This is a genomic window from Nocardioides dilutus (assembly GCF_054779555.1).
This window is the reverse complement of record NZ_BAAGYA010000002.1, coordinates 470,183-491,763: the sequence shown is the minus strand read 5'-3', so window position 1 is coordinate 491,763 and position 21,581 is coordinate 470,183. Positions and strand designations below refer to the sequence as shown.

At 71.7% G+C, this 21,581-nt stretch carries 23 protein-coding genes; 3 read left to right on the top strand and 20 right to left on the bottom strand.

The annotated features are described in order from the left end of the window. Window positions 1-22: 22 nt before the first annotated feature. The 13 genes from ACYVC6_RS11970 to ACYVC6_RS11910 all read right to left on the bottom strand — a co-directional run bounded on the left by ACYVC6_RS11970 (window position 23) and on the right by ACYVC6_RS11910 (window position 10,406). Window positions 23-511: a CAP domain-containing protein gene (locus ACYVC6_RS11970; RefSeq protein ID WP_460714292.1), complete on the bottom strand. Its 489-nt coding sequence runs from the start codon at window positions 509-511 to the stop codon at window positions 23-25. 121 nt (window positions 512-632) lie between these two features. Next, window positions 633-2,948 carry a hypothetical protein gene (locus tag ACYVC6_RS11965; protein WP_460714290.1) on the bottom strand — a complete coding sequence of 772 codons (2,316 nt, stop codon included), beginning with the start codon at window positions 2,946-2,948 and terminating at the stop codon, window positions 633-635. Between the two features lie 226 nt (window positions 2,949-3,174). Then, window positions 3,175-4,029, bottom strand: a complete 855-nt coding sequence (locus tag ACYVC6_RS11960) for an NPCBM/NEW2 domain-containing protein (protein ID WP_460714288.1) — start codon at window positions 4,027-4,029, stop codon at window positions 3,175-3,177. Between the two features lie 73 nt (window positions 4,030-4,102). Continuing rightward, window positions 4,103-4,546: a pilus assembly protein TadG-related protein gene (locus ACYVC6_RS11955; RefSeq protein ID WP_460714286.1), complete on the bottom strand. Its 444-nt coding sequence runs from the start codon at window positions 4,544-4,546 to the stop codon at window positions 4,103-4,105. Next, window positions 4,533-4,982: a TadE/TadG family type IV pilus assembly protein gene (locus ACYVC6_RS11950; RefSeq protein ID WP_460714284.1), complete on the bottom strand. Its 450-nt coding sequence runs from the start codon at window positions 4,980-4,982 to the stop codon at window positions 4,533-4,535. The genes ACYVC6_RS11955 and ACYVC6_RS11950 overlap by 14 nt, the downstream gene beginning before the upstream one ends. Further along, on the bottom strand, window positions 4,979-5,362 hold the full coding sequence (locus ACYVC6_RS11945; RefSeq protein ID WP_460714282.1) for a TadE/TadG family type IV pilus assembly protein: 384 nt from the start codon (window positions 5,360-5,362) through the stop codon (window positions 4,979-4,981). The genes ACYVC6_RS11950 and ACYVC6_RS11945 overlap by 4 nt, the downstream gene beginning before the upstream one ends. A gap of 8 nt (window positions 5,363-5,370) precedes the next feature. Further along, window positions 5,371-5,559, bottom strand: coding sequence for a hypothetical protein (locus tag ACYVC6_RS11940; RefSeq protein WP_460714280.1), 189 nt, complete (start codon window positions 5,557-5,559; stop codon window positions 5,371-5,373). Window positions 5,560-5,588: 29 nt separating this feature from the next. Continuing rightward, window positions 5,589-6,539 (bottom strand): type II secretion system F family protein, encoded by a 951-nt coding sequence (locus ACYVC6_RS11935; protein WP_460714278.1) that lies wholly within the window; start codon window positions 6,537-6,539, stop codon window positions 5,589-5,591. Continuing rightward, complete coding sequence (locus tag ACYVC6_RS11930) at window positions 6,536-7,390, bottom strand: type II secretion system F family protein (protein ID WP_460714276.1); 855 nt, start codon at window positions 7,388-7,390, stop codon at window positions 6,536-6,538. The genes ACYVC6_RS11935 and ACYVC6_RS11930 overlap by 4 nt, the downstream gene beginning before the upstream one ends. Further along, window positions 7,390-8,679: a CpaF family protein gene (locus ACYVC6_RS11925; RefSeq protein ID WP_460714274.1), complete on the bottom strand. Its 1,290-nt coding sequence runs from the start codon at window positions 8,677-8,679 to the stop codon at window positions 7,390-7,392. The genes ACYVC6_RS11930 and ACYVC6_RS11925 overlap by 1 nt, the downstream gene beginning before the upstream one ends. A gap of 186 nt (window positions 8,680-8,865) precedes the next feature. Next, window positions 8,866-9,300 (bottom strand): hypothetical protein, encoded by a 435-nt coding sequence (locus ACYVC6_RS11920; protein WP_460714272.1) that lies wholly within the window; start codon window positions 9,298-9,300, stop codon window positions 8,866-8,868. Between the two features lie 90 nt (window positions 9,301-9,390). Then, the gene (locus ACYVC6_RS11915) at window positions 9,391-10,032 is read right to left on the bottom strand and encodes a permease prefix domain 1-containing protein (protein ID WP_460714270.1); all 642 of its coding nucleotides are present in this window, start codon (window positions 10,030-10,032) and stop codon (window positions 9,391-9,393) included. Window positions 10,033-10,082: 50 nt separating this feature from the next. After that, window positions 10,083-10,406 (bottom strand): helix-turn-helix transcriptional regulator, encoded by a 324-nt coding sequence (locus ACYVC6_RS11910; protein WP_460714268.1) that lies wholly within the window; start codon window positions 10,404-10,406, stop codon window positions 10,083-10,085. A gap of 78 nt (window positions 10,407-10,484) precedes the next feature. Between ACYVC6_RS11910 and ACYVC6_RS11905 the strand changes: the two genes are divergently transcribed. Then, window positions 10,485-12,599, top strand: a complete 2,115-nt coding sequence (locus ACYVC6_RS11905; RefSeq protein ID WP_460714266.1) for an MMPL family transporter — start codon at window positions 10,485-10,487, stop codon at window positions 12,597-12,599. A 117-nt stretch (window positions 12,600-12,716) separates the two neighbouring features. After that, window positions 12,717-13,235, top strand: coding sequence for a hypothetical protein (locus ACYVC6_RS11900; RefSeq protein ID WP_460714264.1), 519 nt, complete (start codon window positions 12,717-12,719; stop codon window positions 13,233-13,235). A gap of 49 nt (window positions 13,236-13,284) precedes the next feature. Here the strand turns inward: ACYVC6_RS11900 and ACYVC6_RS11895 are convergent, their stop codons facing one another. From ACYVC6_RS11895 to ACYVC6_RS11875, 5 genes are all read right to left on the bottom strand, one after another. Then, entirely contained in the window at window positions 13,285-14,496 is a 1,212-nt protein-coding gene (locus ACYVC6_RS11895; RefSeq protein WP_460714262.1) for an ATP-binding protein, read from the bottom strand. A 26-nt stretch (window positions 14,497-14,522) separates the two neighbouring features. Continuing rightward, entirely contained in the window at window positions 14,523-15,221 is a 699-nt protein-coding gene (locus ACYVC6_RS11890) for a response regulator transcription factor (protein ID WP_460714260.1), read from the bottom strand. 94 nt (window positions 15,222-15,315) lie between these two features. Continuing rightward, window positions 15,316-15,924, bottom strand: a complete 609-nt coding sequence (locus tag ACYVC6_RS11885; RefSeq protein ID WP_460714258.1) for a S24/S26 family peptidase — start codon at window positions 15,922-15,924, stop codon at window positions 15,316-15,318. 150 nt (window positions 15,925-16,074) lie between these two features. Continuing rightward, the gene (gene ligD, locus ACYVC6_RS11880; protein WP_460714256.1) at window positions 16,075-16,992 is read right to left on the bottom strand and encodes a non-homologous end-joining DNA ligase; all 918 of its coding nucleotides are present in this window, start codon (window positions 16,990-16,992) and stop codon (window positions 16,075-16,077) included. A gap of 10 nt (window positions 16,993-17,002) precedes the next feature. Beyond that, on the bottom strand, window positions 17,003-17,926 hold the full coding sequence (locus ACYVC6_RS11875; RefSeq protein ID WP_460715333.1) for an ATP-dependent DNA ligase: 924 nt from the start codon (window positions 17,924-17,926) through the stop codon (window positions 17,003-17,005). Window positions 17,927-18,028: 102 nt separating this feature from the next. Between ACYVC6_RS11875 and ku the strand changes: the two genes are divergently transcribed. Beyond that, entirely contained in the window at window positions 18,029-18,979 is a 951-nt protein-coding gene (gene ku / locus ACYVC6_RS11870) for a non-homologous end joining protein Ku (RefSeq protein ID WP_460714254.1), read from the top strand. 4 nt (window positions 18,980-18,983) lie between these two features. On the opposite strand, the gene ACYVC6_RS11865 is transcribed toward ku, so the two are convergent. Both ACYVC6_RS11865 and ACYVC6_RS11860 read right to left on the bottom strand, forming a co-directional pair. Continuing rightward, on the bottom strand, window positions 18,984-19,703 hold the full coding sequence (locus ACYVC6_RS11865; protein ID WP_460714252.1) for a phospholipid scramblase-related protein: 720 nt from the start codon (window positions 19,701-19,703) through the stop codon (window positions 18,984-18,986). Between the two features lie 79 nt (window positions 19,704-19,782). Continuing rightward, complete coding sequence (locus ACYVC6_RS11860; protein WP_460714250.1) at window positions 19,783-21,555, bottom strand: lactonase family protein; 1,773 nt, start codon at window positions 21,553-21,555, stop codon at window positions 19,783-19,785. Window positions 21,556-21,581: the final 26 nt, after the last annotated feature.

Sequence of the window (21,581 nt, the reverse complement as noted above, 5' to 3'; positions counted from 1 at the left end):
CCAAGCCTACGGGGTGCGTGGGTCAGGCCTTGCGGCCGAACACCTGCGCGACGTACCAGCGTCCGTTGTCGCCCTTGCGGGCGCCGATCCCCATCAGCCGGAAGTCGGGGTTGAGGATGTTGGCGCGGTGGCCCGGCGAGTTCATCCAGCCGTCGTTGACCACCGAGCGGCCGGTGGGATAGCCGTAGGCGACGTTCTCGCCGACCGCGTTGAGCCCGCACGCCTCGAGGATCGGCCCGAGGTCCTGGTGGAACATCTCCTCCTGCTTGGCCATCCTCTTGGCCTGGCGGACCGCGAACCGCTGGACGCAGTCGGTGCGCCTGAGCTCGCGGAGTCCGTGCGCCTCGCGGTGCTTGTTGGTGGTGTTGTGGGCCTGCCGCTGGTATTTGGCGTACGCCGGCTTCTTCTGGACCGCCTGCACCGCCGGGTGGCTCTCGACCGGAGCTGCCGTCCCGGCGACAACGACCCCCATGTAGGCGAGCGCCGAGACGGCAGCAGTCAGGATGCGCACGGGTTTCACCGTACGTCGACAACCCGGCAGCTGCGGAGGAAACACGGCGATCCGACGCGAACAGGCAACCCCTGTCAGGTGGGCGACAGGGGTTGCCTGCGTGGGGGGTGGAACGACTGATCTACCCGCGCCCGCGCGCGACCGCCTTCGGACTCGATGGGTACGACGCCCAGTTGCTCGGGTCGGAGCCGCTGTCGAGCTCGCGGCCGTCGTTGGTTCCGCCGCGGTCAGTGTCGTAGTGGGTCGGGTCGGACTTGCGCCGGCCGTGGGCCTTGTTCTCCGATCCCTTGACCTCGGCCTTGTCCTTGACGCCGTCGCGGTCCGTGTCGGCCTTGACCGGGTTGGTGACCCGCCGCCCGATGACGTACGACTCACCTGGGCCCGTCGCGACCCGCTGCTTGATCTTCGACCCGTTGACCTCGCGGTCGTCACGCAGGCCGTCCCGGTCGGTGTCGCGGGCGCAGGGGTTGGGCTTGACCAAGCCGATCTTCGTTCCGGCGGGGTCGGCCTTGGTCATCACCTTCTGGGTGAGGGTGATGCCTGCGATCTCCGTGCCGTCGGCGAGCTTGTCACCGTCCGAGTCCCGCAGCAACGGATTGGTCCGGCAGGACGGGTAGAGACCGGTCGGGCCGTGGACCTCGGCGCCGTCGCCGATGCCGTCAGCGTCTGTGTCGGCGTTGTGGGGGTCGGTCCCGAAGCTGCCCTCTTGGGTATTGGTCAGGCCGTCGTCGTCCGAGTCCGCGTTGGCCGGCAGGTCGTCGGCACCGTTGAGCGGGTCGGTGCCGTTGTCGACCTCGGCGCCGTCGGTGACCCCACCGTCGTCGGTGTCCGGGTCCAGCGGATCGGTGTGGTGGGTGTTGACCTCCGCACCGTCGGACAGGCCGTCGTCATCCGAGTCCGGGTCGTTGGGGTCGGTCCCCAGCGAACCCTCCTCGACGTCGCTCAGGCCGTCACCGTCACTGTCACCGGTCGCCGGGATGTCGTCCTCGCCGTCGAGCGGGTCGGTGCCGTTGTCGACCTCGGCGCCGTCGGTGACCCCACCGTCGTCGGTGTCGGGGTCCAGCGGATCGGTGTGGTGGGTGTTGACCTCCGCACCGTCGGACAGGCCGTCGTCATCCGAGTCCGGGTCGTTGGGGTCGGTCCCCAGCGAACCCTCCTCGACGTCGCTCAGGCCGTCACCGTCACTGTCACCGGTCGCCGGGATGTCGTCCTCGCCGTCGAGCGGGTCGGTGCCGTTGTCGACCTCGGCACCGTCGGTGACCCCACCGTCGTCGGTGTCGGGGTCCAGCGGATCGGTGTGGTGGGTGTTGACCTCCGCACCGTCGGACAGGCCGTCGTCATCCGAGTCCGGGTCGTTGGGGTCGGTCCCCAGCGAACCCTCCTCGACGTCGCTCAGACCGTCACCGTCACTGTCGGACGTGCCCGGCACACACTCGACACCCCCGAGGGGCGACGTGGCGGTCGCGGTCATCTCTCCCACCCGGAGGTGGACGTCGGCGACCTCGCCGAGCGCCGAGTCGACGGTCAGGTCGATCCCCAGCACGGCGTCCAGGTGGCCGGTCGCAGTGGCCCCGGCACTGGTGTCCTCGGGCTGGAACGCACGGACGGTCAGGTCGACGGTGAGACCGACGAGGTTGACCGGCACGGCGACCGCGGTGCCGTCGACAGGTACCGCGATCACCTGGCCGCCCGCGATCGTCACCGTGATGACCGGGTCGGAGTAGTCGACCTCCGTGTTCGTTCCGTCGGACGCCGCGGTCAGCGTGACGGGGTCCTCGACCTCGACCACCGCTGCCCCGCCGAGCAGTCGGATGTCACCGACCGAGGTCGTGACCGTGGACACGACCTGCGAGCCGTTGTGGGCCTGGTCGACAAGGGCGGTTCGCGAGTCGCTCACCGAGGTCTGGAGCTCGCCGACCGCGCCGACCGCCGGCAGGTCCGCGAGGGTCAGGCCGGCCAGGGTGGTGGTGGCCGAGTTGAGCAGCCGGGCGCCGTCTGCCGGCGTGGGGCAGGCGTCGTCGCCGGCCCAGAAGGCGGCGACGTCGCCGGTGATGGCACCGGCGTCGGCCACCGGTGCGAGCGGGACGTCGACCAATGTGGCGGCCGGCGGGTCGGAGGACGGTGGCGCCGTGGCCACCGCGTCGTCGACCGAGCCCGGGAAGCCGCCCAGGACGAGGTCGAGGTTGGCACTCTCGCCCCGGGACCGCGGCGCTGCATCGGAGTCGGTCGTGGCGCGACTGTGCCCGACGGTGACCTCGGCCAGTGACTGGCCGCCGATGTCCGCCGTCAGGTTGACGATGTCGCCGTGGGCGTCGGCGTCGTAGGTCGCGGGCAGTGGCGCGGCGACGGCCGACGCGCCCGGCAGACCGAGCGAAAGCGCGGCCGCGGTGGCGAAAGCGACGGACGCGCGCAGCGCGCCCTGGGAGAGGGGAGGCATGGTGGGCTCCTTGAGCGGTTGGGTCGGGGGGTTCCCGCCGGTCAGGTGGTGCCGTGTGAAGTTGTGTCTCCCTCTCCGCCGTCGACGATAGGCGGGGCATGCTGCGTCTCGCGGCGAAACCGAAAGATTCCTCACCCTTTGGGGTGGCCTAGTCCGCGTCCCCCGGTCGTGGGAGGCGGCGCCCCTCCTGGGGTCGGCCAGGAGGGGTCCACCCCACGTCCAGGTCTCAGAAGCTGCAGAGCAATCGCGGCGACCCGACCGCGATGACCGCACCGGACTGGTTGTCCGGCGTGCCCTCGGTGTTGCTCGAGGTCCAGTCGACGGTGATGCGGAAGACGCCGGCCAGGTCGAGGCCGACGGGCGCGGACTGGGTGAGGCCGAAGCTGTTGGTGTACAGCGTCGAGGTGTCGCCCATCAGGGTGACCTGTCCCGTCGCCGTGAGGGCCGAGCTGTCGCTCAGGCCGACCCGGCCCTCGAACCGCTTGCAGGCTCGGTTGACGTTGTAGGCGATCGAGCCGGAGTTGTCGGTGCCGTTGCCGACGAGCGACTGCTCGTAGGCCGTGGCGTTGATCGTCACGGAGCTGGTCTCTCCGGTGCCGGTCGCGGCCACCGGCGTCAGGGAGGTGAGGTAGCGCCAGCCGAAGACGGTGACCCCGAGCTTCTGGCTCTTGCCCGACTTCGCGTGGGCGTCGGCCGGCTTGACGACGCGGTACTGCCGGAAGCGGACGCTGCCCATCTTGTCCGTGAACTTGAACTTCCCCCTGTTGTTGAGGGTGTCGGTGTCCGCCTTCTTCCACTTCCCGGTGGTGCCGTAGCGCTTCTGCAGGAGCACCTTGGCCCCGGGCTGGAACGGTGTGACCGAGCCACGGATCTTGATCTTGTCGCCCTGCTCGGGCTCGGTGCTGCTGACCCTCGCCGTCACGACGTACTTGGTGGCTTTCGCCGCGGTGGTGGTCTGAGTCTTCGTCTGCGCCGCGCTGCTGGTCGTGGCGGCCGCGGTGCCGAGGCCGACGAGCAGCGTCACGGCTGCCGCGGCGGCGATCGTCCTCGCCGCTGTCCTGGTCGTTGTCGTGGAGGTCATGGCAGTTCCCTTTCGGTGGTGGGGTGTCTGCCAGGTCTGATGCCCCCCGGAGCGGTTCGGTTCGCGGACTCCCTCAGTCATCCACGCCCACGACGGCAGAGCCGGTGGCGCCGATGGTCGCCCGTTCGGGCGAACCGGGCACGGTGAGCGGCAGGTCGAGCGGCGCACTGAGGGACACCTCGACGCTCTGCGCCGAAGGGTCGACGCGGACCCGGTAGGACAGGCCCGGATAGCGGGCGTAGGCGCCAGCGCTGCGGAGGTAGGAGCCCACGGCTTGTCGGACCTGGGCCGCGGTCAGCTCGAGCCGGTCGGCCGGCACGCCGCCCTCGTAGACGTCCCGGCCCGTCGCGCCGAGGTCCGCGCCCTGGAGGGCGGCGCCGTCGGCGAGGGTGTTGAGGCCCTGGCGCTGGAGGTAGGCCGCAGTGGCGTCGACGACCAGCGCGACGGTCATCGCGAGGACCGCCGCCAGCCCGACGATCAGCACCGTCGCCTGTCCCCGCTCGTCAGGGCGAGGCACGATCGATCTCTTGGTACTGGCCGACCGGCACGGCGTGCGTGGCGTCCAAGGCGAAGCTCGGCGCGTCCCCGCCCAGGACGTCGGGCAGGAGCGGGATCGACACCTGCGTGTCCACCCGGACGGTGACCACGGACGTGCCGCTGTGGCAGTCGGCGGGGATCGGGGTGCAGGTGACGCGCAGCGTGAACCCGGCGCCGTCGAGGCCCTGGTCGTCGAGGGCGCGGCGTACCGCCGCCTCGGCCCGAGCCTGGCCGACGGCGTCGTTGGGCGCGAGCGCGAAGGCCCGCCCGGCGGTGCGGGCGGCGCTGCTCACCGCGAACGCGCCGCGCTGGACCTCGAACACGCTGAGCAGGATCCACAGCATCGGCACCAACAGGAGGATGCCGAGCCAGCTGAGCTCGACGAGCGCACTGCCCCGCTCGTCACGGCGCCTCACGGCGCCTCCTCGACGGCATGGCCGACCACCTCGACCTCGACGCCAGGACCCCCGATGCCGAGGGCCGGCACGGTGGCCCGCACGACCACCTCGATGCCCGGGGCGCCGTCGACCATGACCTGCCGGACCTCGATGTCACGCGCGAACCGTCCCGAGACCACGCCGGAGATCTGCTCGCGGGTCAGCGCCTCACCCTCGGCGGGACCGCGGTCGGAGGTGGCCGCGAGGCGCGCACCCTCTGCCGCGGCCGATGCCATCGTGTTGCGCACGAACAGCACCAGGCCGACCTGCAGGATGCCGAGGAACAGCGGGACCAGGACGAGGAGCACCAGGACGATGTCGACGACCGCCGCTCCCCGCTCCGAGCGGGTCGAGCGCATCGGCCGGCTCAGCGCACCTGGTTGAGCGCACTGTTGAGCAACGCGACCAGCTGGCCCTCGGCAACTCCCCAGATCGCGGCCACCAGGCCCGCGGTCATCACGGTCACCAGCACCCAGCCCGGCACGTCGCCGCGGTCGTCGCGCTGTCGATCCGTCACGAGGAGCCGAGCCATCTGGTGGAGGAGGAGCTGTTGCATGAGGTCGACCTTTCGGTGGGGAGGGACTGCTAGGGAGTGGTCAAGGAGAGGCCCACGACGCCCGGCCAGAAGGCGAACAGGACGGTCACGGGCAGCACGAGGAACACGACCGGGACCATCATCAGGACCTCGCGGCGGGCGGCGACCTCGATGAGCTCACGTCGCCCGGCCTCACGGACGTCGGCGGCCTGGGCGTGCAGGACGTCGGCGAGCGGGGTGCCGCGTTCGACGGCGACGGCGATGCCCTGGGCGAACCGGGACACCAGTGGCAGGCCGGTGCGGGCCGCCATCCGGTCGAACGCGATGCCCACCGGCTCGCCGGTGCGGACGTCCGCCAGGACCCGGCCGAGGTCCGCCGACAGCGCGCCACCACTGCGGCGGACAACCCGGTCGAGCGCCGCCACCGGGCTCTCACCCGCCGCGACCGCCAGCGCGAGCAGCTCGGCGACCGTCGGGAACTCGGCCAGGATCCGCCGCTCTCGCTGCTTGGCCTGGCCGCTGAGGTGGTTGTCGCGGGCCAGCACGCCGGCGACGAACCCGGTGAGGCAGAGCAGGACGGCGGCCACCACCGAACCCGGGTCGCTCAGGGCCTTGAGCAGGGAGTACGCCGCGGCCAGGGCGAAGCCGGCCAGTCCCCACAGGACCTGCTGCACGCGGAGGTCGTGCACCGTGAGGTCGAGGTCGGCCCGCTCGAGGCGGCGTCGCACCGAGGTCGCCCCGCCGAGCACCCGCTCGACGCCGTCGGCCGCAGCTCGGAGCACTGGTCCGAACGCTCCGATCGCAGCGGCCGCTGGTGTCGAGGATGCGCCACCGCCGAGCACCACGCTCCGCGACGGCCCGAACGACGAGACGTCGCGTACGTAGGGCAGGACCCGGTCGGCGAGCGCCGGGCGGCGGGCGGCGCGGGCCCACGCACCGACCAGGACGAGCCCGAGTCCCGCCGCAAGGCCGATCAGCCCGCCCCACAGGCCCAGCGTCACGAGAGGATCCGCCTCTCCACGGGTAGCCGGCCGATCCGCATCATCAGCCGGTAGGCGACCAGGCAGAGGCCGCCACCGATCGCGAGGACCACGACCCCGCCGGGCGAGGCGTAGCGGCGGATGACTTCGGACTGGAAGGACATGAAGAGCAGCACCAGCCAGGGCGAGGCGACGGCGAGCCGGGCGCCGTTGACCGTCCAGGCCTGGCGCGACTCCAGCTCCGAGCGGGTGCGAACGTCCTCGCGCAGGTAGCCGGACAGATTGCGGAGCAGCCGGCCCAGCTCACCTCCCCCCACCTCTCGGGCGATCCGCAGACCCTCGACGACCCGGTCGCCGACCGGGTCGGCGAGACGGGCCTTGAGCCGGTCGAGTGACTCCCCGAACCGCCCCGTCACTTGGTAGTCGAGTGCGAACTGGTCGAAAGCCGGCCGCAGCGGCTCGGGGCCGCGCACGCCGAGCCCGGCCAGCGCGTCGGGGAGGGACAAGCCTGCGCGGACGGCGGACACGAGGTTGTCGACCGCCTCCGGCCACACCTCCGCGAACTCCCGCTGACGCCGTCTGGCCCGGGCCGACACCGTCGCCACCGGGAGCCAGCCGGCCATCACCCCGAACGCCGACGCGACCGGAGCGGTCCCGGAGACCAGCTGCATCACGAAGGCGGTCAGCACGCCGGTCGCGACACAGAGCAGCGCGAACCCGGTCACCGACACCTCACCCAGACCCGCCCGGGCCAACAGCTGCGCCACCCGGCCGTCGTTCCGCACCGTGGCGCGGCCCTCCCGAGGGAATGCGAACGCCGACCACACGAGCAGCAGCCCACAGCCGACCCCCAGCCCGACGAGCGCCCCCATCAGCCGGGGCCTCGACGAGTGCCGGTGAGGATGCCGTGCACGTCGATGCCTAGCCGCTCGAACCTCTCCACGCGCGGCGGCATCCCGCCGGTACGGCGCAGCTCGGTGCCGTCGCGGACGAAGACCGGCTCGGTCTCGATCACGTCGTTCTCGACCCGGCCAGGCACCGCCACCACCTCGTTGACCCGGCGGACGCCGTGCTCGTCGATGCCGAGGTGCACGACGAGGTCCACCGACGCGGCCACCGTGGGCACCACGAACCGCGCCGAGATGTTCTCGCCGGCGAGCAGGGGCAGCGTGCACACCTTGACCAGCGCCTCGCGGGCACTGTTGGCATGGATGGTGCACATGCCGGGCAGCCCGGCGTTGAGCGCGAGCAGCAGGTCGAGGCACTCCTCGGACCGCACCTCCCCGACGATCACCCGGCTGGGCCGCATCCGCAGGCTCTCCTTGACCAGGTCGCGCAGTCGGACCGCGCCGGTGCCCTCCAGGCCGCTCTGCCGGGTCTGCAGGGCCACCCAGTCCGGGTGCCTGAAGCGGAGCTCGAAGACCTCCTCCGCGCTCACGACGCGCTCGCCTCCCGGGATCGAGGAGGCCAGGCAGTTGAGGAACGTCGTCTTGCCCGCCTGCGTCCCCCCGGCCACCAGGATGTTGAGGCCGGCGCGGACCGAGGCGTCGAGGAACGACGCCGCGCGCGGACTGAGGCTCCCGAGCGCCACGAGGTCCTGCAGAGCCGAGGCGCGCAGCACGAACTTGCGGATGTTGACGGCCGAGAAGCCCCGGCTGATGCCCTCCAGCACGACGTGGAGCCGGTGGCCCTCGGGCAGCATGGCGTCCACGAACGGGCGGCTGAGGTCGATGCGCCGCCCCGAGCTCTTGAGCATCCGCTCGACCAGCTCGTCGACCTGCGCCTTGGTGAGCACCAGGTTGGTGAGCTCGTGCCGCCCGTTGCGGGCCACGAACACCCGGCTCGGGTCGTTGATCCACACCTCCTCCACCGTCGGGTCGTCAAGAAGCGGCTGAAGCGGACCGAAGCCGGCGACCCTGGCCACCAGCTCGCCGACCAGCGACTCGACGTCGGCGACCGGCGCCACGGCGCCGGTGAGGCTGCGTGCGTCGTGGTCGCGCACCACCGTCTCGGCGATCCGCCGGACGACCGGGACGTCACGCTGCGGGTCGACGCCTTCGCGGCGGACGAGCGACCGCACGTGCTGGTCGAGCTGTTGGACGACGGCCTCGTCCGGCCCGTCGTCGAGCCCACCGTCCACAGCGGCGTGCGTCATCGCCATCGAGTCCCCGATTCCCGAGATGCCAGGCCCCCGAGGAGTGAGGCCTGGACCGGACGCTAGGACAGGTCGGCGGTGCAGCGGAAGGGCTGAACCGGGATCTGTGGACGAGGGTGCGACGAGGGCTCACGAATGGGACGACAGGGACCGGTGGTGCGCGGGGCGTGCTCGCCCGGTCGGCCTCAGGTGTCAGTCGAAGACGAGCCGGGCGAGGAGGCCGACGAGGTTGGAGGCCAGGAACGCCAGCGCGACCAGCACGGCGACCAGGACCGCGGACCGCGCATCCGGACGCCCGAGGCGGACGGCCCGGCGCGCGAAGGCCCAGACGACCAGCACGGGCAGGGCGAACACGACCAGCGCCGGCACCGCTGCGGCCAGCACCTCCCACCACACGGGGTTCTCCGGGTCCTCGGCCACGAGGGAGAGCAGTCCCTCCCCGACGACGAAGGCGGCCACGAAGGAGACCACGAACAGGAGCAGCGACAGGTACGCCCACCGGTACGCGACGTCGGCCGGGCTCCGCGTCGCGGCGGCGCTGCGGGGTCGGCGCGCGGACTGTCGACCCGCGGACTGGCGACCCGCGGACTGGGGTCGCGCGTGCGGCCTCTTGTCGGACCTCTCCACTCGTCCATCTGACACCCGGAGCTGACCGCGGACGAGGGTCCAACGGCCTCGGTGCGGGTGGCCTGCGTCCCGAAGCCGGGAGCGACGCGCTCAGGCCGCGGCGAGGGTCCGACGCGCCGAACCCGCGACCGCGCCCAGGGGCAGCACCACCAGGCCGAGCACCAGCGCCCAGAAGCCCAGGGTCCACCCCCCGGCCGCGAGCGTCATCACCACGCAGGTGAGCGGCACGAACACGGCGGCGGCGAGCGCGACCCGGCCGGTCAGCCGCGCCGTGAACCGACCGGCGGACCACCAGCGGTTGCCGATCCCGGTGGCGACCAGCGCCAGCGCCGCGCCCAGCAGCGTGAGGCCGCCGCCGATCTCGATCACCTCGTCCAGGACCCCGACCAGCCAGAAGTCCGGTCGCTCCGCTTGGGTGTCAGAGGCGAGGTCGAGGCCGGAGTCCCAGAGGAACGGCTGGAAGCCGAGCACCACCAGCAGGAGCCACGCCGTACGCCGGGAGGCGGCCACCGCCAGCGTCGTCTGGAACGACGCGGCGACCTCGGCGACGGTGCCGAAGTCCTCGACGGCCCGCCGGGCGGCGGCATCCTCGTCGTGACCCGCCCGGACGAGTGCCTCGGTGGCGTCGTCGAGGTGGTCGGCTGCTTCCTGAACCAGGCTGCGCCGGGTGCGCCCCGGCCCGACGAGTGCCGCGTCGAGGCGCGCGAGGTAGGCGGGACGTGGGTCGGCCATGCCATCCATGGTGGAGGCCGGACGCACCGAGCGCATCAGGGATGTCCCTGTCATCGCGCCGGGCGCAGCACGCTGCTGACGACCGAGGCGAAGCTCTCCCACTCCCCGCGCTTGGCGGCCAGCGCCTTCGCGCCGGAGCGGGACAGGCGATAGGTACGCCGCTTGCGGCCCGAGTCGGTCGACCAGGCGCTCGCCAGGTAGCCCGCCGCCTCGAGCCGGCGCAGCGCGGGATAGACGGTGCCGGTCGGCAGGTCCAGCGCTCCCCCGCTGCGCACCGCGAGGGCCTCGATGATCGCGTAGCCGTGCAGCGGCCCGCTCTCGACCGTGCTCAGGATCATCGCGTCGAGGTGACCGCGGAGGGCGTCGGCCTTCATGTAGACAGCCTACAGGTAGTTCGTCTACGGTCTATGCGTTGCCTGTCTACATGTCGTCCGCCTACACATGAGGTTGCCATGACCGCCACCGCCTCCCCACCCGTCGTCGACCGTCCCTCCCGGCTGCTCCGGCTCTCCGCGTGGTCGCGCCGCCACCACTGGACCGCGGTGGTCTGCTGGGTCCTGCTGCTCGCCGGCATCACCGCCAGCTCGATGGCGGCCGGAGACGACTACCGCAACGACTTCTCCCTGCCCGGGACGGAGTCGCAGGAGCTCCTCGACCGGTACGCCGAGCACGCCCCCGAGCGGCAGGGCGACAGCATCACCGTGGTGCTCCAGGCCGCGGACGGTCTCGACGCCCACCAGGACACCGTCGCGGACCTGGTCGCCGCCCTCGCGGAGCTGGACCACGTCGCGGTCGTCCAGCCGCCCGCCGCCGACGCCGGAACCGTCACCGACGACGGCACGCTGGGCCTGGCCACGGTCGTCCTCGACGGCCCGACCGGCGACGTACCGAACGAGTCCGCGCAGGACATCCTCGACACCGCCCTGTCCTTCGAGACCGACGACCTGCGCGTCGAGCTCACCGGCGACGCGATCCGCGAGATCGCGGAGAGCGAGGCGGGCGGCGGCGCCGAGGGCGCGGGCATGCTCGCCGCCCTGGTCATCCTGCTGTTCCTCTTCGGGTCGCTGCTGGCGGCCTCGCTGCCGCTGATCACGGCGGTCTTCGCGGTCGGCACCACGGTCGGCGTGGTGGCGCTGACCTCCCACCTCGTGACGATCCCGGACTACACCCCGCCGGTGCTGATGCTGGTGGGGCTGGGCGTCGGGATCGACTACGCGCTGCTGGTCTTCGCGCGCTACCGCTCCGAGATCGTCGGCGGCGCGACCCGTGAGCAGGCCGCCGACACCGCCCTGGACACGGCCGGGCGCGCGGTGCTCTTCGCCGGGGCGACGGTCGTCATCGCCCTGCTGGGCCTGCTCACCCTGGGCCTGGCGTCACTCGAGGGCCTCGCCCTCGCCGTCACGCTCACCGTGCTGATGACCATGCTCGCCTCGCTCACCTTGCTCCCCTGCCTGATCACGCTCTTCGGCCGACGGCTCGAGCGGCGGATCCGCCACCGGGCGGAGCGCGCGGCCGCCAAGGGCAGGGAGCCGGGCCGCCGCTGGCGGGCGTGGGCCGACCTGGTCGCCCGCCGGCCCGTCCTCCCGCTGGTGGCTGCGGCGGTCGTGCTCGGCGCGCTCTCGGTCCCCGCGCTCTCCATGCACCTCGGCCTGGCCGACGCCGGCAACGACCACCCGTCGACCACCAGTCGTCAGGCCTACGACCTGATCGCGGAGGGGTTCGGCCCGGGCGCCAACGGGCCGCTCGTCGTGGCCACCGAGGGCGACCGGGCCGCAGCCGACGCGGCGTACGCCGTCCTGACCGCCAGCGACGGCGTGGCCTCGGCGACCCCGCCGCAGGCGACCTCCGACGGCCGCCTCTTCACCAGCCTGGCGTTCCCCACGACGTCGCCGCAGGACGAGGAGACCGCGGCGCTGGTCGAGCAGCTGCGCCGCGACCTGCCCGACCAGTCGGTGGTCGGCGGCTCCACCGCGGCCACCGTCGACTTCGCCGACGCGGTGGCGGAGCGGTTCCCGCTCTTCGTCGGCGTGGTCGTCGGCCTGTCGGCGCTGCTCCTGCTCATGGTCTTCGGCTCGGTGGCCATCGCGGTCAAGGCCGCCGTCCTCAACCTGCTCTCGATCGGCGCGGCCCTGGGCGTCATCACGCTGGTCTTCGACGAGGGGTGGTGGTTCGCCCAGCCCGGACCTGTCGAGGCCTTCGTGCCGGTGATGATCTTCGCGATCGTCTTCGGGCTCTCGATGGACTACGAGGTGTTCCTGGTCAGCCGGATGCACGAGGAGTGGCGGCGCACCGGCGACGCCGCCCTGGCCGTCCGTGAGGGACTCGCCCGGACCGGCGGGGTGATCACCGCGGCGGCGGCGATCATGATCGTGGTCTTCGGGGCCTTCGTCTTCTCGCCCGACCGGATGCTCCAGCAGTTCGGTCTCGGCCTGGCCACCGCGGTGCTCCTCGACGCGCTGGTGATCAGGTGCCTGGTCGTCCCGGCCGTGCTGCACCTGCTCGGCGAACGGGCTTGGTGGGCGCCCCGCCGGCTCGCCCGGGTGCTGCCCTCGGTGCGGGTCGAGTGAGGCGGCGACGCCGGAGAAGTTCGTGGTTTTCCTGTGCCGGCCAGCCGGATGCCTGATCGTGTACTCAACGTGCCGACAGCGGCGCGTATCCCCCCACCTGGAGAGTCACTGAAAGCCATGCGAAACCCCACCCCAACCCCCCGCCCATCGTTCAGCGTCCGCCGCGTCCTGGCTGTCGCCGTCCCGCTCGCGATCGCCGGCTCGGCGGTCTCCACCCTTCCGGCGTCCGCCTTCAATGACAACGGCGACCCGGCCGGCAACAACGGCACCGTCAAGATCACGACGCAGTCCCCGTGCACCTTCGACGTCGAGTGGTACGGCTTCGACGAGGGCGCCGACATCGTCTCGTCGATCGAGTTCACGGAGCAGGCCCCGACCAGCGGGGTCGGCCTGTCGGTCACCGGGCCCACCGAGGTGTTCGTGGGTGAGGACCCGGCCACCGGAGCCGGCACCGACAGCGGCTTCGACGGTGCCGCCACCTACACCTACACCGCAGCCTTCGCCGACCCGGACAACCCGCAGAGCTACCACGTCAAGGCCACCGTCCACACGCCCGGCTCGCAGGGGGCGGACACCAAGTACAAGGTCTTCTGGCTCGAGCCCTGCGCCGACGCTCCGCCGCCCAACGAGTCGTAGCCGACCGGCCCGGTTGCGAAGTCAGCGGCGCGGAGTCAGCGGCGCGGAGTCAGCGGCGCGGCAACCAGATGGTCAGACCGCCGTTGCCGACGTGGGCGCCCTTGAGCCGCCCGCCGAGTGCGGTCACCACGGCGCGGGCCTTGGTGAGGGCGCGGTCGTCTCCGGGGTCGGTGCGGGCCTCGGCGGCGCAGGTGACGCCGATGGTGAGGTGACCCTCGTGGTCGGCGTGGAAGGACATCCGGACCGCGCCGCGGCTGCGCCGGACCACGTCGGCGAGGAGGAGGTCGAGCACGAACTCGACCGGCCCGGGCGTATACCTCGTGTCGAGCTCGCCGTCGATGGAGGCAGTGAGGGTGCGCTCGTGACGGCCGAGGGCGTCGGCCCAGGTCTGGGCGCACTCCGTGGCGAGGTCGCGCAGGGCCATATCCGCACCGACGACCAGGCTGCCGCTCCGCGAGAGGGCGACCAGCTCACCGGCCACCTCGTCCATGGCGTCGATGCGCACGACGGCGTGCGCCAGGGTCGCGCGCGCGTCCTCGGGCAGGTCCTGGCGCATCGACAGGTCCTCGAGGTCCAGCCGCAGCCCGGTCAGCGGGTCGCGCAGGACCTCGGAGGCGTGCTGGGCGAAGACCTCCTCGCTGGCCAGCCGCTCCTGCAGCTGGCCGGCGCTGGCCTGCAGCGCCAGGCCGATCGCCCGCGCCTCGGGGATCCGGGTGTAGGGGATCGTGAGGTCGAACCGCCCGCGACCCAGCTGTGCGGCGGCGACGGCGAGCTTGAGGAACGGCGCCGCGAGGAGCTTGGCCATCAGGTAGCCGGCGATCGCCGCCATGAGCGCGACCAGCAGCAGGAGCAGCGCGATCGACGCACGGTCGTCACCCACCAGGTCGTCGAGCCGCTCGTCGGACTCGAGCAGGGTGAGCGACGCGTCCTGGCCGGGGATCTCGACGACCGCCCCGAAGTCCTGGCCGTCGTTGCCCTCGTCGAACTCGTCCCCCTCGGCGGCCAGCGGCGGCGACCCGACCGCCTCGTACTCCACCCGCTGGTCGGGCCCGACCACCAGGCGCAGCACGCCCTCGTCGATCGGGAGCCCCGCCTCCGTCCGCATCGCGAGGAAGGCCGCCATGGTCTCGGCCTCGCCGGCGACCTGGTCGCTCTCATAGGCCCGCAGGCTGGTGTCCATCGAGTAGGAACGCACCAGCAGCACCGCGGCCAGCAACGTGACCGCGAGGACGACGAAGGCGCCGGTCAGCCGCTCACGCATGACTCACCGACCGACCCGACGGTCGCTCAGGACGCTGTCGGTGCGCCCTCGAGGCGGAAGCCCACGCCGCGGACGGCCACGACCTTCTCCGTCACCCCGACGCTCTCGAGCTTCTGCCGCAGCCGACCGATCGTGACGTCGAGGGTCTTGGTCGAGCCGTACCAGTTCTCGTCCCACACGTCGGCCATCAGCCGGTCTCGGGAGACGACCTTGTCGCGGTTGGCCGCCAGCACGCTCAGGACCTCGAACTCCTTGCCGGTCAGCGGCACCTCGTCGGTGCCGGAGAAGACCCGGCGGGCGGCCACGTCGATGCGCAGGCCACCCGGGGGAACCGCGTCGTCGGCCGAGTTGTTGGAGTTGGACGTACGCCGCAGCAGGGCCCGCACCCGGGCCTGCAGCTCGGCCAGCCCGAACGGCTTGGACATGTAGTCGTCGGCGCCGTAGTCGAGGCCGACCACCCGGTCGAGCTCACCGGCCCGCGCGGTGACGATCATGATCGCCCCGTCGTAGCCCTGGTCGCGCATCTTGCGGCAGACCTCGAGGCCGTCCATGTCGGGCAGGCCGAGGTCGAGGATCACGACGTCGGCACGGGTCGCCTGGAGGTCGTCGAGAGCCTTCTGTCCGGAGTCGAGCCACTGCACGTCGTAGCCCTCGCGTTCGAGGGTGCGGACGAGCGGGAATGCGATGTCCTCCTCGTCCTCGACGATGACGACTCTCTGACCCATAGGCGCATAGTAGGACTACCCGCCTACCCCGCGGGCACCATCCGGCACAACACGCGCACGCGCCTCCCGGCCGCACCCCTCCGGAGACTGCGTCTCAGGGGCTTCCGCGCACCCCGGCGACCGGTCCGGAGTGCGGTGGTCTGCGCCGCTGCCGCTGCCGCTGCCGCGCCGTCCGCCACGGCGCCGCGATCGCGAGAACGAGGGCGACGACGAGCGTGATCACGGTGGCCGCGACCAGCAGCCACCACCCTCCTTGTCCTGCCTGGCCGGAGAAGGGCCGGCCGATCCACGGCACCACGAAGACCACTCGTGGATAGGTGCCCGTGGAGACGTCGACGCGCCACGGGTCGTCGGCGTCGAGGTTGTCGCCGCGGGTCCAGGCCTCGCCGTTCTTGATCGCCACGATGCGGCGAGTGACGGAGTCCTCCGACGACGCGTCGTCCTCGACCGGCGGGCGGAAGACGATGACGTCGCCCGCCACGAGGTCCGTGGACGGCACCGCGCGGGTCAGGGCGACCGAACCCCGGCTGATGCTGCCGTCGATGTCTCCGTCCATGGCCCGGTCGGTGACGACGTAGCGCTGCAGCCCCAGGACGCTGGGCAGGAAGACGAGCACGATGATCGGGCCGATCACGAGGAGCGCAGCGAGCAGCCGGCCCCGACTGAGTGTCGGGCTCGGTCTCGGCACCGGAGTGATATCCACGCTCCCTCTCCCCGTGGGTCCCGCAAACCCACAACGACCCCGGGATTCCTCCCGAGGTCGCCGACTGATCGTAGGAATCCACGACGCCCGTAGTGGCCACTCGGGAGCCACGCTGTCGCCAATTCTGGGTAACGGGGGCGCGCCGAGCGGTCAGCTGGCGAAGAGGTCGCCGTGCTCGTCCACGCGGTCGAGCACCTCGTCGAAGCGGAACTGCCCCAGGCCCTCCTCGTCCTCGGCACCCGCCTCGACCTCGTCCCAGGTGACCGGCGTGGCGACCCAGGGACGTTCGCGGCCGCGCAGCGAGTACGGCGAGATCGTGGTCTTGGACCCGGAGTTCTGCGACCAGTCCAGGAAGACCTTCCCGGGGCGCTTGGCCTTGGTCATCGCGGCGGTGACCAGCGACGCGTGCTCCTCCTGGAGCGCCTCGGCGACCTCCTTGGCCAGCGCCGTGGACTCGTCGGACGGCAGCCGGCGGGGCAGGTCGGCGTAGAGGTGCAACCCCTTGCTGCCGCTGGTGACCGGCTTGGCCGCCAGGTCCCTGGCGGCCAGCGCGTCGCGCACGAGCAGCGCCACCCGGCAGCACTCGTGCAGCCCCGCGGGCTCGCCCGGGTCGAGGTCGATGACCAGCCGGTCGGCGTTGCGCGGACGCCCGTTGCGGCCCACGGTCCACTGGTGCACGTGGAGCTCGAGCGCGGCCAGGTTGACCAGCCAGGTCAACGTGGCCAGGTCGTCGACGATCGGGAAGACGAGCATCCCGTCCTGCTTGTCGGCGGTCCGCGAACCGGTCGTCGGGACCTTCACGGTGCGCACCCACGACGGCGTGCCCTGCGGGACGTTCTTCTCGAAGAAGCTCATGTCCCCGGTGCCGTGCGGCCACCGGATCCTGGTCACGGCGCGGTCGGCGAGGTGCGGGAGCATCACCGGCGCGATGCGCGCGTAGTAGTTGAGCACCTCGCCCTTGGTGGTGCCGGTGCGCGGGTAGAGCACCTTCTCCAGGTTGGAGAGCCGCATGGTCCGGCCCTCGACGTCGACCTGCACCTCGGTCTTCTCGTGCTTCTCCCTGGGCATCAGGTGAGCCTCATGACTGGGTCTCCAGGTCCGCCGGCGTCAGGTCGTGGCGCACGGTGATGTACGCCGGCTGCCTCAGTCGCTGGTACCCGAGTCCGTGCGTCTCCACGTCCACCACGAGCACCGGCTCGAGCCAGAACGTGCCGGCGGAGTCGACCCGCGGCACCTCGTCTGCGAAGGGGCTGTCGCTGCGTCCGAGCGGAGCCACCAGTGGAGTCAGGGACCGGCTCGCGGCGGCCCCGATGCCGCTGCCCACCCGGCCGCGGTAGAGCAGGCCCTCCGGAGTCATCTCCCCCACCAGCAGGGCCGCCAGCCGGTCGGTGGTGCCCTCCTGCGGCCGCCAGCCGCCCACGACGTACGACCGGCGGTGCCGGTGCGCGAACTTCAGCCAGTTCTTGGTGCGTTCGCCGAAGACGTAGCGCGAGGTCAGCCGCTTGCTCACGATGCCCTCCAGGCCCTGCTGGAGCGTGGCCTCGAACAGCATCGGGCCGTCGTCGTAGGCGTCGGGCACCTGCCACGTCGAGTGCTCCAGCCCGAGGCCGCGCAGGATCCTGCGCCGCTCCCCCAGCGGCATCGAGGTGAGGTCGCGGCCGTCCAGGCGCATCACGTCGAAGACCATGTAGGTCGCCGGCAGCCGCTCCGCGAGCCGGGCCGCCGAGGCGGCGCTGCGCACGTGCATCCGGTCCTGGAGCACCCGGAAGTCGGGGAGCCCGCGCTCGTTGAGCGCGATGACCTCGCCGTCCACGAGCAGGTCGCGGTCGCCCAGCGGGCTGCGGTTGAGCTCGGGCCAGGCGACGGTGACCGGGTTCTCGTTGCGGCTGAGCAGCCGGGTGCCCTCCGCGGTCGTGTCGGCGAGCACGCGGACGCCGTCCCACTTGACCTCGTGCGACCACCCGGAGTCGACCGGCACGTGGGTGCCCTTGGTCGCGAGCATCGGACGCACGGGCCCATCCTGCCCGTCGAAAGCCCCGACCGATGGATTCTGTGCGCACCACCGGTCACACTGGTTACCGGTCGGACGACGAGAGGAACGAACATGCGGGCGATCTGGAAGGGCGCGGTGTCCTTCGGGCTCGTCAGCGTGCCCGTGAAGCTGTATGCCGCGACCGAGTCCCACGACGTCTCCTTCCGTCAGGTGCACGCCAAGGACGGCGGCCGGATCAAGTACCAGCGGGTCTGCTCGATCGACGGCGAGGAGGTCGCCTATGCCGACATCGCCAAGGGCTACGAGACCGAGGACGGCGAGATGGTCATCCTCACCGACGAGGACATGGAGGGCCTGCCCTCGACGTCATCGCGCGAGATCGCCGTCGAGAAGTTCGTGCCCAGCGACCAGATCGACCCGATGCTCTTCGAGAAGAGCTACTACCTCGAGCCCGAGAAGTCCGGCACCAAGCCCTACGCCCTGCTCCGCCAGGCGCTGCTCGACGCGGACCGGATGGCGGTCGTGACCGTGGCCCTGCGCCAGCGCACCACCATCGCCGTGCTCCGGGTCAAGGACGACGTGATCGTGCTCCAGACCATGATGTGGCCCGACGAGATCCGCACCCCGGACTTCTCGGTCGAGACCGGCGAGGTCAAGGACGCCGAGGTCAAGATGGCGCACATGTTGGTCGAGACCCTGGCCGGCGACTTCGACGCCAGCGAGTTCGAGGACGACTACGCCGGCGCCGTCGAGACCCTGGTCAAGGCGAAGATCGAGGGCGGCGAGATAAAGCGGACCCCCACCTCCACCAAGTCCTCGGGCGAGGTCGTCGACCTGCTCGCGGCGCTGCAGCGCTCGGTCGACGCGGCCAAGTCCGCCCGCGGCGAGGACACCGAGGACGCCGAGCCGGCCGCCAAGGCACCGGCGAAGAAGGCCGCAGCCAAGAAGGCACCCGCGACGAAGAAGACCGCGGCCAAGAAGGCGCCGGCCAAGAAGACCGCAGCCAAGAAGGCACCCGCGAAGAAGACCGCCAGGAAGGCACCGGCCCGCAAGGCCAGCTGAGCCCTCACTGGAAGCCGCGCCCGTCCTTCTTCAAGAGGCTGTCGACGGCCAGCGCAGCGGCGTAGACCAATGCCCGCTGCGGGTCGCGCATCTCCCTGTCGACCCGCACCACATAGCTGTCCGCGGTCGGGTAGGCCGCCCGGTCCAGCCCGTCCCAGTGCTTCGAGATCCGGGCGACGGGATGGCTGTGCTCGTCCTCGACCCGGATGTCCCAGCCCACCCAGGTGCGGGCCCGCACGTAACCGACGTTGCCCCCGGCCGCGCTCTCCAGCGCGTAGGTGGTCATCCCGGGCAGGTGCTGCTCCATCAGCCGGCCCATCTCGGCGCCGTTGCCGGCGTGCACCGAGATCACGGTCTTGCGGGTCGAGGAGGCCTTGGTCAGCGTGAGGGCCAGGCGCCCGTCACCACCCAGCACCTCGACCCGCCCGTCCGCGCCCGGGGCGCGGCGTACGGTGCCGAGGTCGCGCCCGTCGCCGCCGAAGACCGAGTAGGGCTCGATGCGGACCTGCGGGGAGACGTGCTGCTCGACGACCAGGACGGGTGCGGTGAGGATCTCCGGGCCCGTGGGGCCGTCGTCGTCGATGCCCTCGACGGGCTCGTCGAGGGAGTGGGCCTCCCCGTCCTTGACGTACGGCGTCCACCGCCTGCCGTCGTGGAACCTGGTCTCGTGGCGGCCGAAGGGGTCCGGACGCCAGCCCTCGGCGCCGTTGGCCGACTCGGTCATTGGTCGAGACTAGGACGAGAACCGGTGCCCGATCAGGGATTTCGGCCAGATCTCCCGGCCGCCGCTCCGGTCGCCCGGCTCAGACGAGGGTCACCCTGATCTTGTGCTTCATGGAGCTGCGCACCCCGCCGGACGGCTCGAAGTCGATGCGCAGCTTGAGCTTGAGGAAGCCCTTCTGGGCCAACAGGGCCCGGGCCCTCCTGGTGGTCTTGAGCTTCACCACGACCTTTCCGCCGGTGACGTTGACGAACTTGGTCTTGACCAGTGCCGAGCGAGCGGCCCGTCCGTCCCCGGACGCGCGGCCCTTCCATCCGGGGCAGAACTTGGCCGCCGGGTCCAGGTAGCAGACCGCCAGTCGACCACCCGTCTTCGGCGGGGTGACGATCTTGACCTTGACCTTCCGACAGGCCCCTGTGCAGGTGACCTTCTTGGTGCGCACCTTCACCTCGTTGGGTGGCAAGGGCGCCACCGCCCCGGCGACACGGTCGAAGCGGGCGATCGCGTCCTGACCGAAGGAGGACACATAGACCGACTTGGCGTCCGGGCTACCGATCACACCTCGCGGCTGGAACAGGCCCTCCTCGTCAGAGGGGCACCCCGCGGAGTCCACGACCTGCGAGATGCAGCCCCTCGCCGTGAGCGCGCCCGTCGTGGTGTTGCGGCTGAAGCTCACGATGGCGCCGCCGCCGTCCTCGGTGACGGCATAGACCGAGGCGTTGTCGGCGCTGACCGTCACGTCGACGCCTGAGCCCAGGCCCTGGGCGGTGGCGGGGCACGCAGCTGTGCCGACATCGCCGATGCACCCCACCGGGGCGAGCACGCCGGTCGGGCCCCTCTCGAACGGCACCAGCGCCGAGTTGGCCCCCGAGACGACATAGGCGGACTTCCCATCCGGGCTCACCGCCACCCCACGAGCGGCGGCGAGTCCCTGGGTCGCTGCGCACCCGCCGATGGGTGCGTTGTCGCTGTCGTAGAAGCATCCCGCCGAGCCGAACCCGGGTGAGAAGCTGAACACCGCGCCTCCGTTGCGCGACACCGTGTGCAGGGAGGTGCCGTCGGCACTGACCGCCAGGTCGTAGAGGTCCCCGATGCCGTCGTGCTGGGTCCCGCACCCGATGCTGTCGCCGGTGCCCATCAGGCACGACCCCGGAGACAGGGCGCCGGTCGTGGTGTTGCGCACGAGCCGCACCAGCGCACGGCCGCCCGCGACGTAGACCGCTGACCCGTCGGGGGCGACCACGAGGCTGAAGGGGTGCTCCAGGCCGTTCTGGGTGGCTCCCCCACAGCCCGCGAAGTCCCCGGTGTCCGCGATGCAGCCGGCGCCGGTGAGGTTGCCGGTCACCGGGTCGCGCTCGAAGTGGGTGATGGCGCTGTCGTCCTGGCCCGCGACGTAGACGTCCAGCCCGTCGGGACTGACCGCGATCCCGAAGGGCTCGGCCATGCCCTCCTCGAAGTCGGTGCACCCGGCCGTGCCCGGGAAGAGGTCGGCGTCTGTGACGCAGCCGGCGGGCGTGAGTGCTCCCGTGGCCGGGTCGCGGGTGAACATCGAGACGGTGTTGTCGCCGTGGCCCGTGGCGTAGACCGACTTGCCGTCCGGGCTCATGGCGACCGCGTGGGCGCCGGCCAATCCGTTGTTGGTGCCCGCGCAGGTCGCGCTGCCTCCGGGTCGCTTGAAACAGCCCTGGTAGGTGAGGTCACCGACCTCGGTGGCGGCCAGCATCGTGGAAGACGTGGCGTCCGACATCACTGCGACGACCGGCGCCGCCGGAGCGGGTGCGGACAGCGCGCCACAGGCCAGCACACACGCGATGGCCGCGCCGACCGCGGCTGACAACCTGCCCCGTTGGCTCATGACGAACCTCCTCGCCCGACGTCGCG

Bases quoted from the DNA above. Each gene is read 5' to 3' on its own strand.
- ACYVC6_RS11960 (WP_460714288.1), bottom strand. From the start codon at position 4,029: ATGACCTCCACGACAACGACCAGGACAGCGGCGAGGACGATCGCCGCC.
- ku (WP_460714254.1), top strand. From the start codon at position 18,029: ATGCGGGCGATCTGGAAGGGCGCGGTGTCCTTCGGGCTCGTCAGCGTG.
- ACYVC6_RS11890 (WP_460714260.1), bottom strand. From the start codon at position 15,221: ATGGGTCAGAGAGTCGTCATCGTCGAGGACGAGGAGGACATCGCATTC.
- ACYVC6_RS11860 (WP_460714250.1), bottom strand. From the start codon at position 21,555: ATGAGCCAACGGGGCAGGTTGTCAGCCGCGGTCGGCGCGGCCATCGCG.
- ACYVC6_RS11875 (WP_460715333.1), bottom strand. From the start codon at position 17,926: ATGCTCGCGACCAAGGGCACCCACGTGCCGGTCGACTCCGGGTGGTCG.
- ACYVC6_RS11905 (WP_460714266.1), top strand. From the start codon at position 10,485: ATGACCGCCACCGCCTCCCCACCCGTCGTCGACCGTCCCTCCCGGCTG.
- ACYVC6_RS11965 (WP_460714290.1), bottom strand. From the start codon at position 2,948: ATGCCTCCCCTCTCCCAGGGCGCGCTGCGCGCGTCCGTCGCTTTCGCC.
- ACYVC6_RS11930 (WP_460714276.1), bottom strand. From the start codon at position 7,390: ATGGGGGCGCTCGTCGGGCTGGGGGTCGGCTGTGGGCTGCTGCTCGTG.
- ACYVC6_RS11910 (WP_460714268.1), bottom strand. From the start codon at position 10,406: ATGAAGGCCGACGCCCTCCGCGGTCACCTCGACGCGATGATCCTGAGC.
- ACYVC6_RS11900 (WP_460714264.1), top strand. From the start codon at position 12,717: ATGCGAAACCCCACCCCAACCCCCCGCCCATCGTTCAGCGTCCGCCGC.
- ACYVC6_RS11895 (WP_460714262.1), bottom strand. From the start codon at position 14,496: ATGCGTGAGCGGCTGACCGGCGCCTTCGTCGTCCTCGCGGTCACGTTG.
- ACYVC6_RS11925 (WP_460714274.1), bottom strand. From the start codon at position 8,679: ATGGCGATGACGCACGCCGCTGTGGACGGTGGGCTCGACGACGGGCCG.
- ACYVC6_RS11915 (WP_460714270.1), bottom strand. From the start codon at position 10,032: ATGGCCGACCCACGTCCCGCCTACCTCGCGCGCCTCGACGCGGCACTC.
- ligD (WP_460714256.1), bottom strand. From the start codon at position 16,992: ATGCCCAGGGAGAAGCACGAGAAGACCGAGGTGCAGGTCGACGTCGAG.
- ACYVC6_RS11940 (WP_460714280.1), bottom strand. From the start codon at position 5,559: ATGCAACAGCTCCTCCTCCACCAGATGGCTCGGCTCCTCGTGACGGAT.
- ACYVC6_RS11945 (WP_460714282.1), bottom strand. From the start codon at position 5,362: ATGCGCTCGACCCGCTCGGAGCGGGGAGCGGCGGTCGTCGACATCGTC.
- ACYVC6_RS11865 (WP_460714252.1), bottom strand. From the start codon at position 19,703: ATGACCGAGTCGGCCAACGGCGCCGAGGGCTGGCGTCCGGACCCCTTC.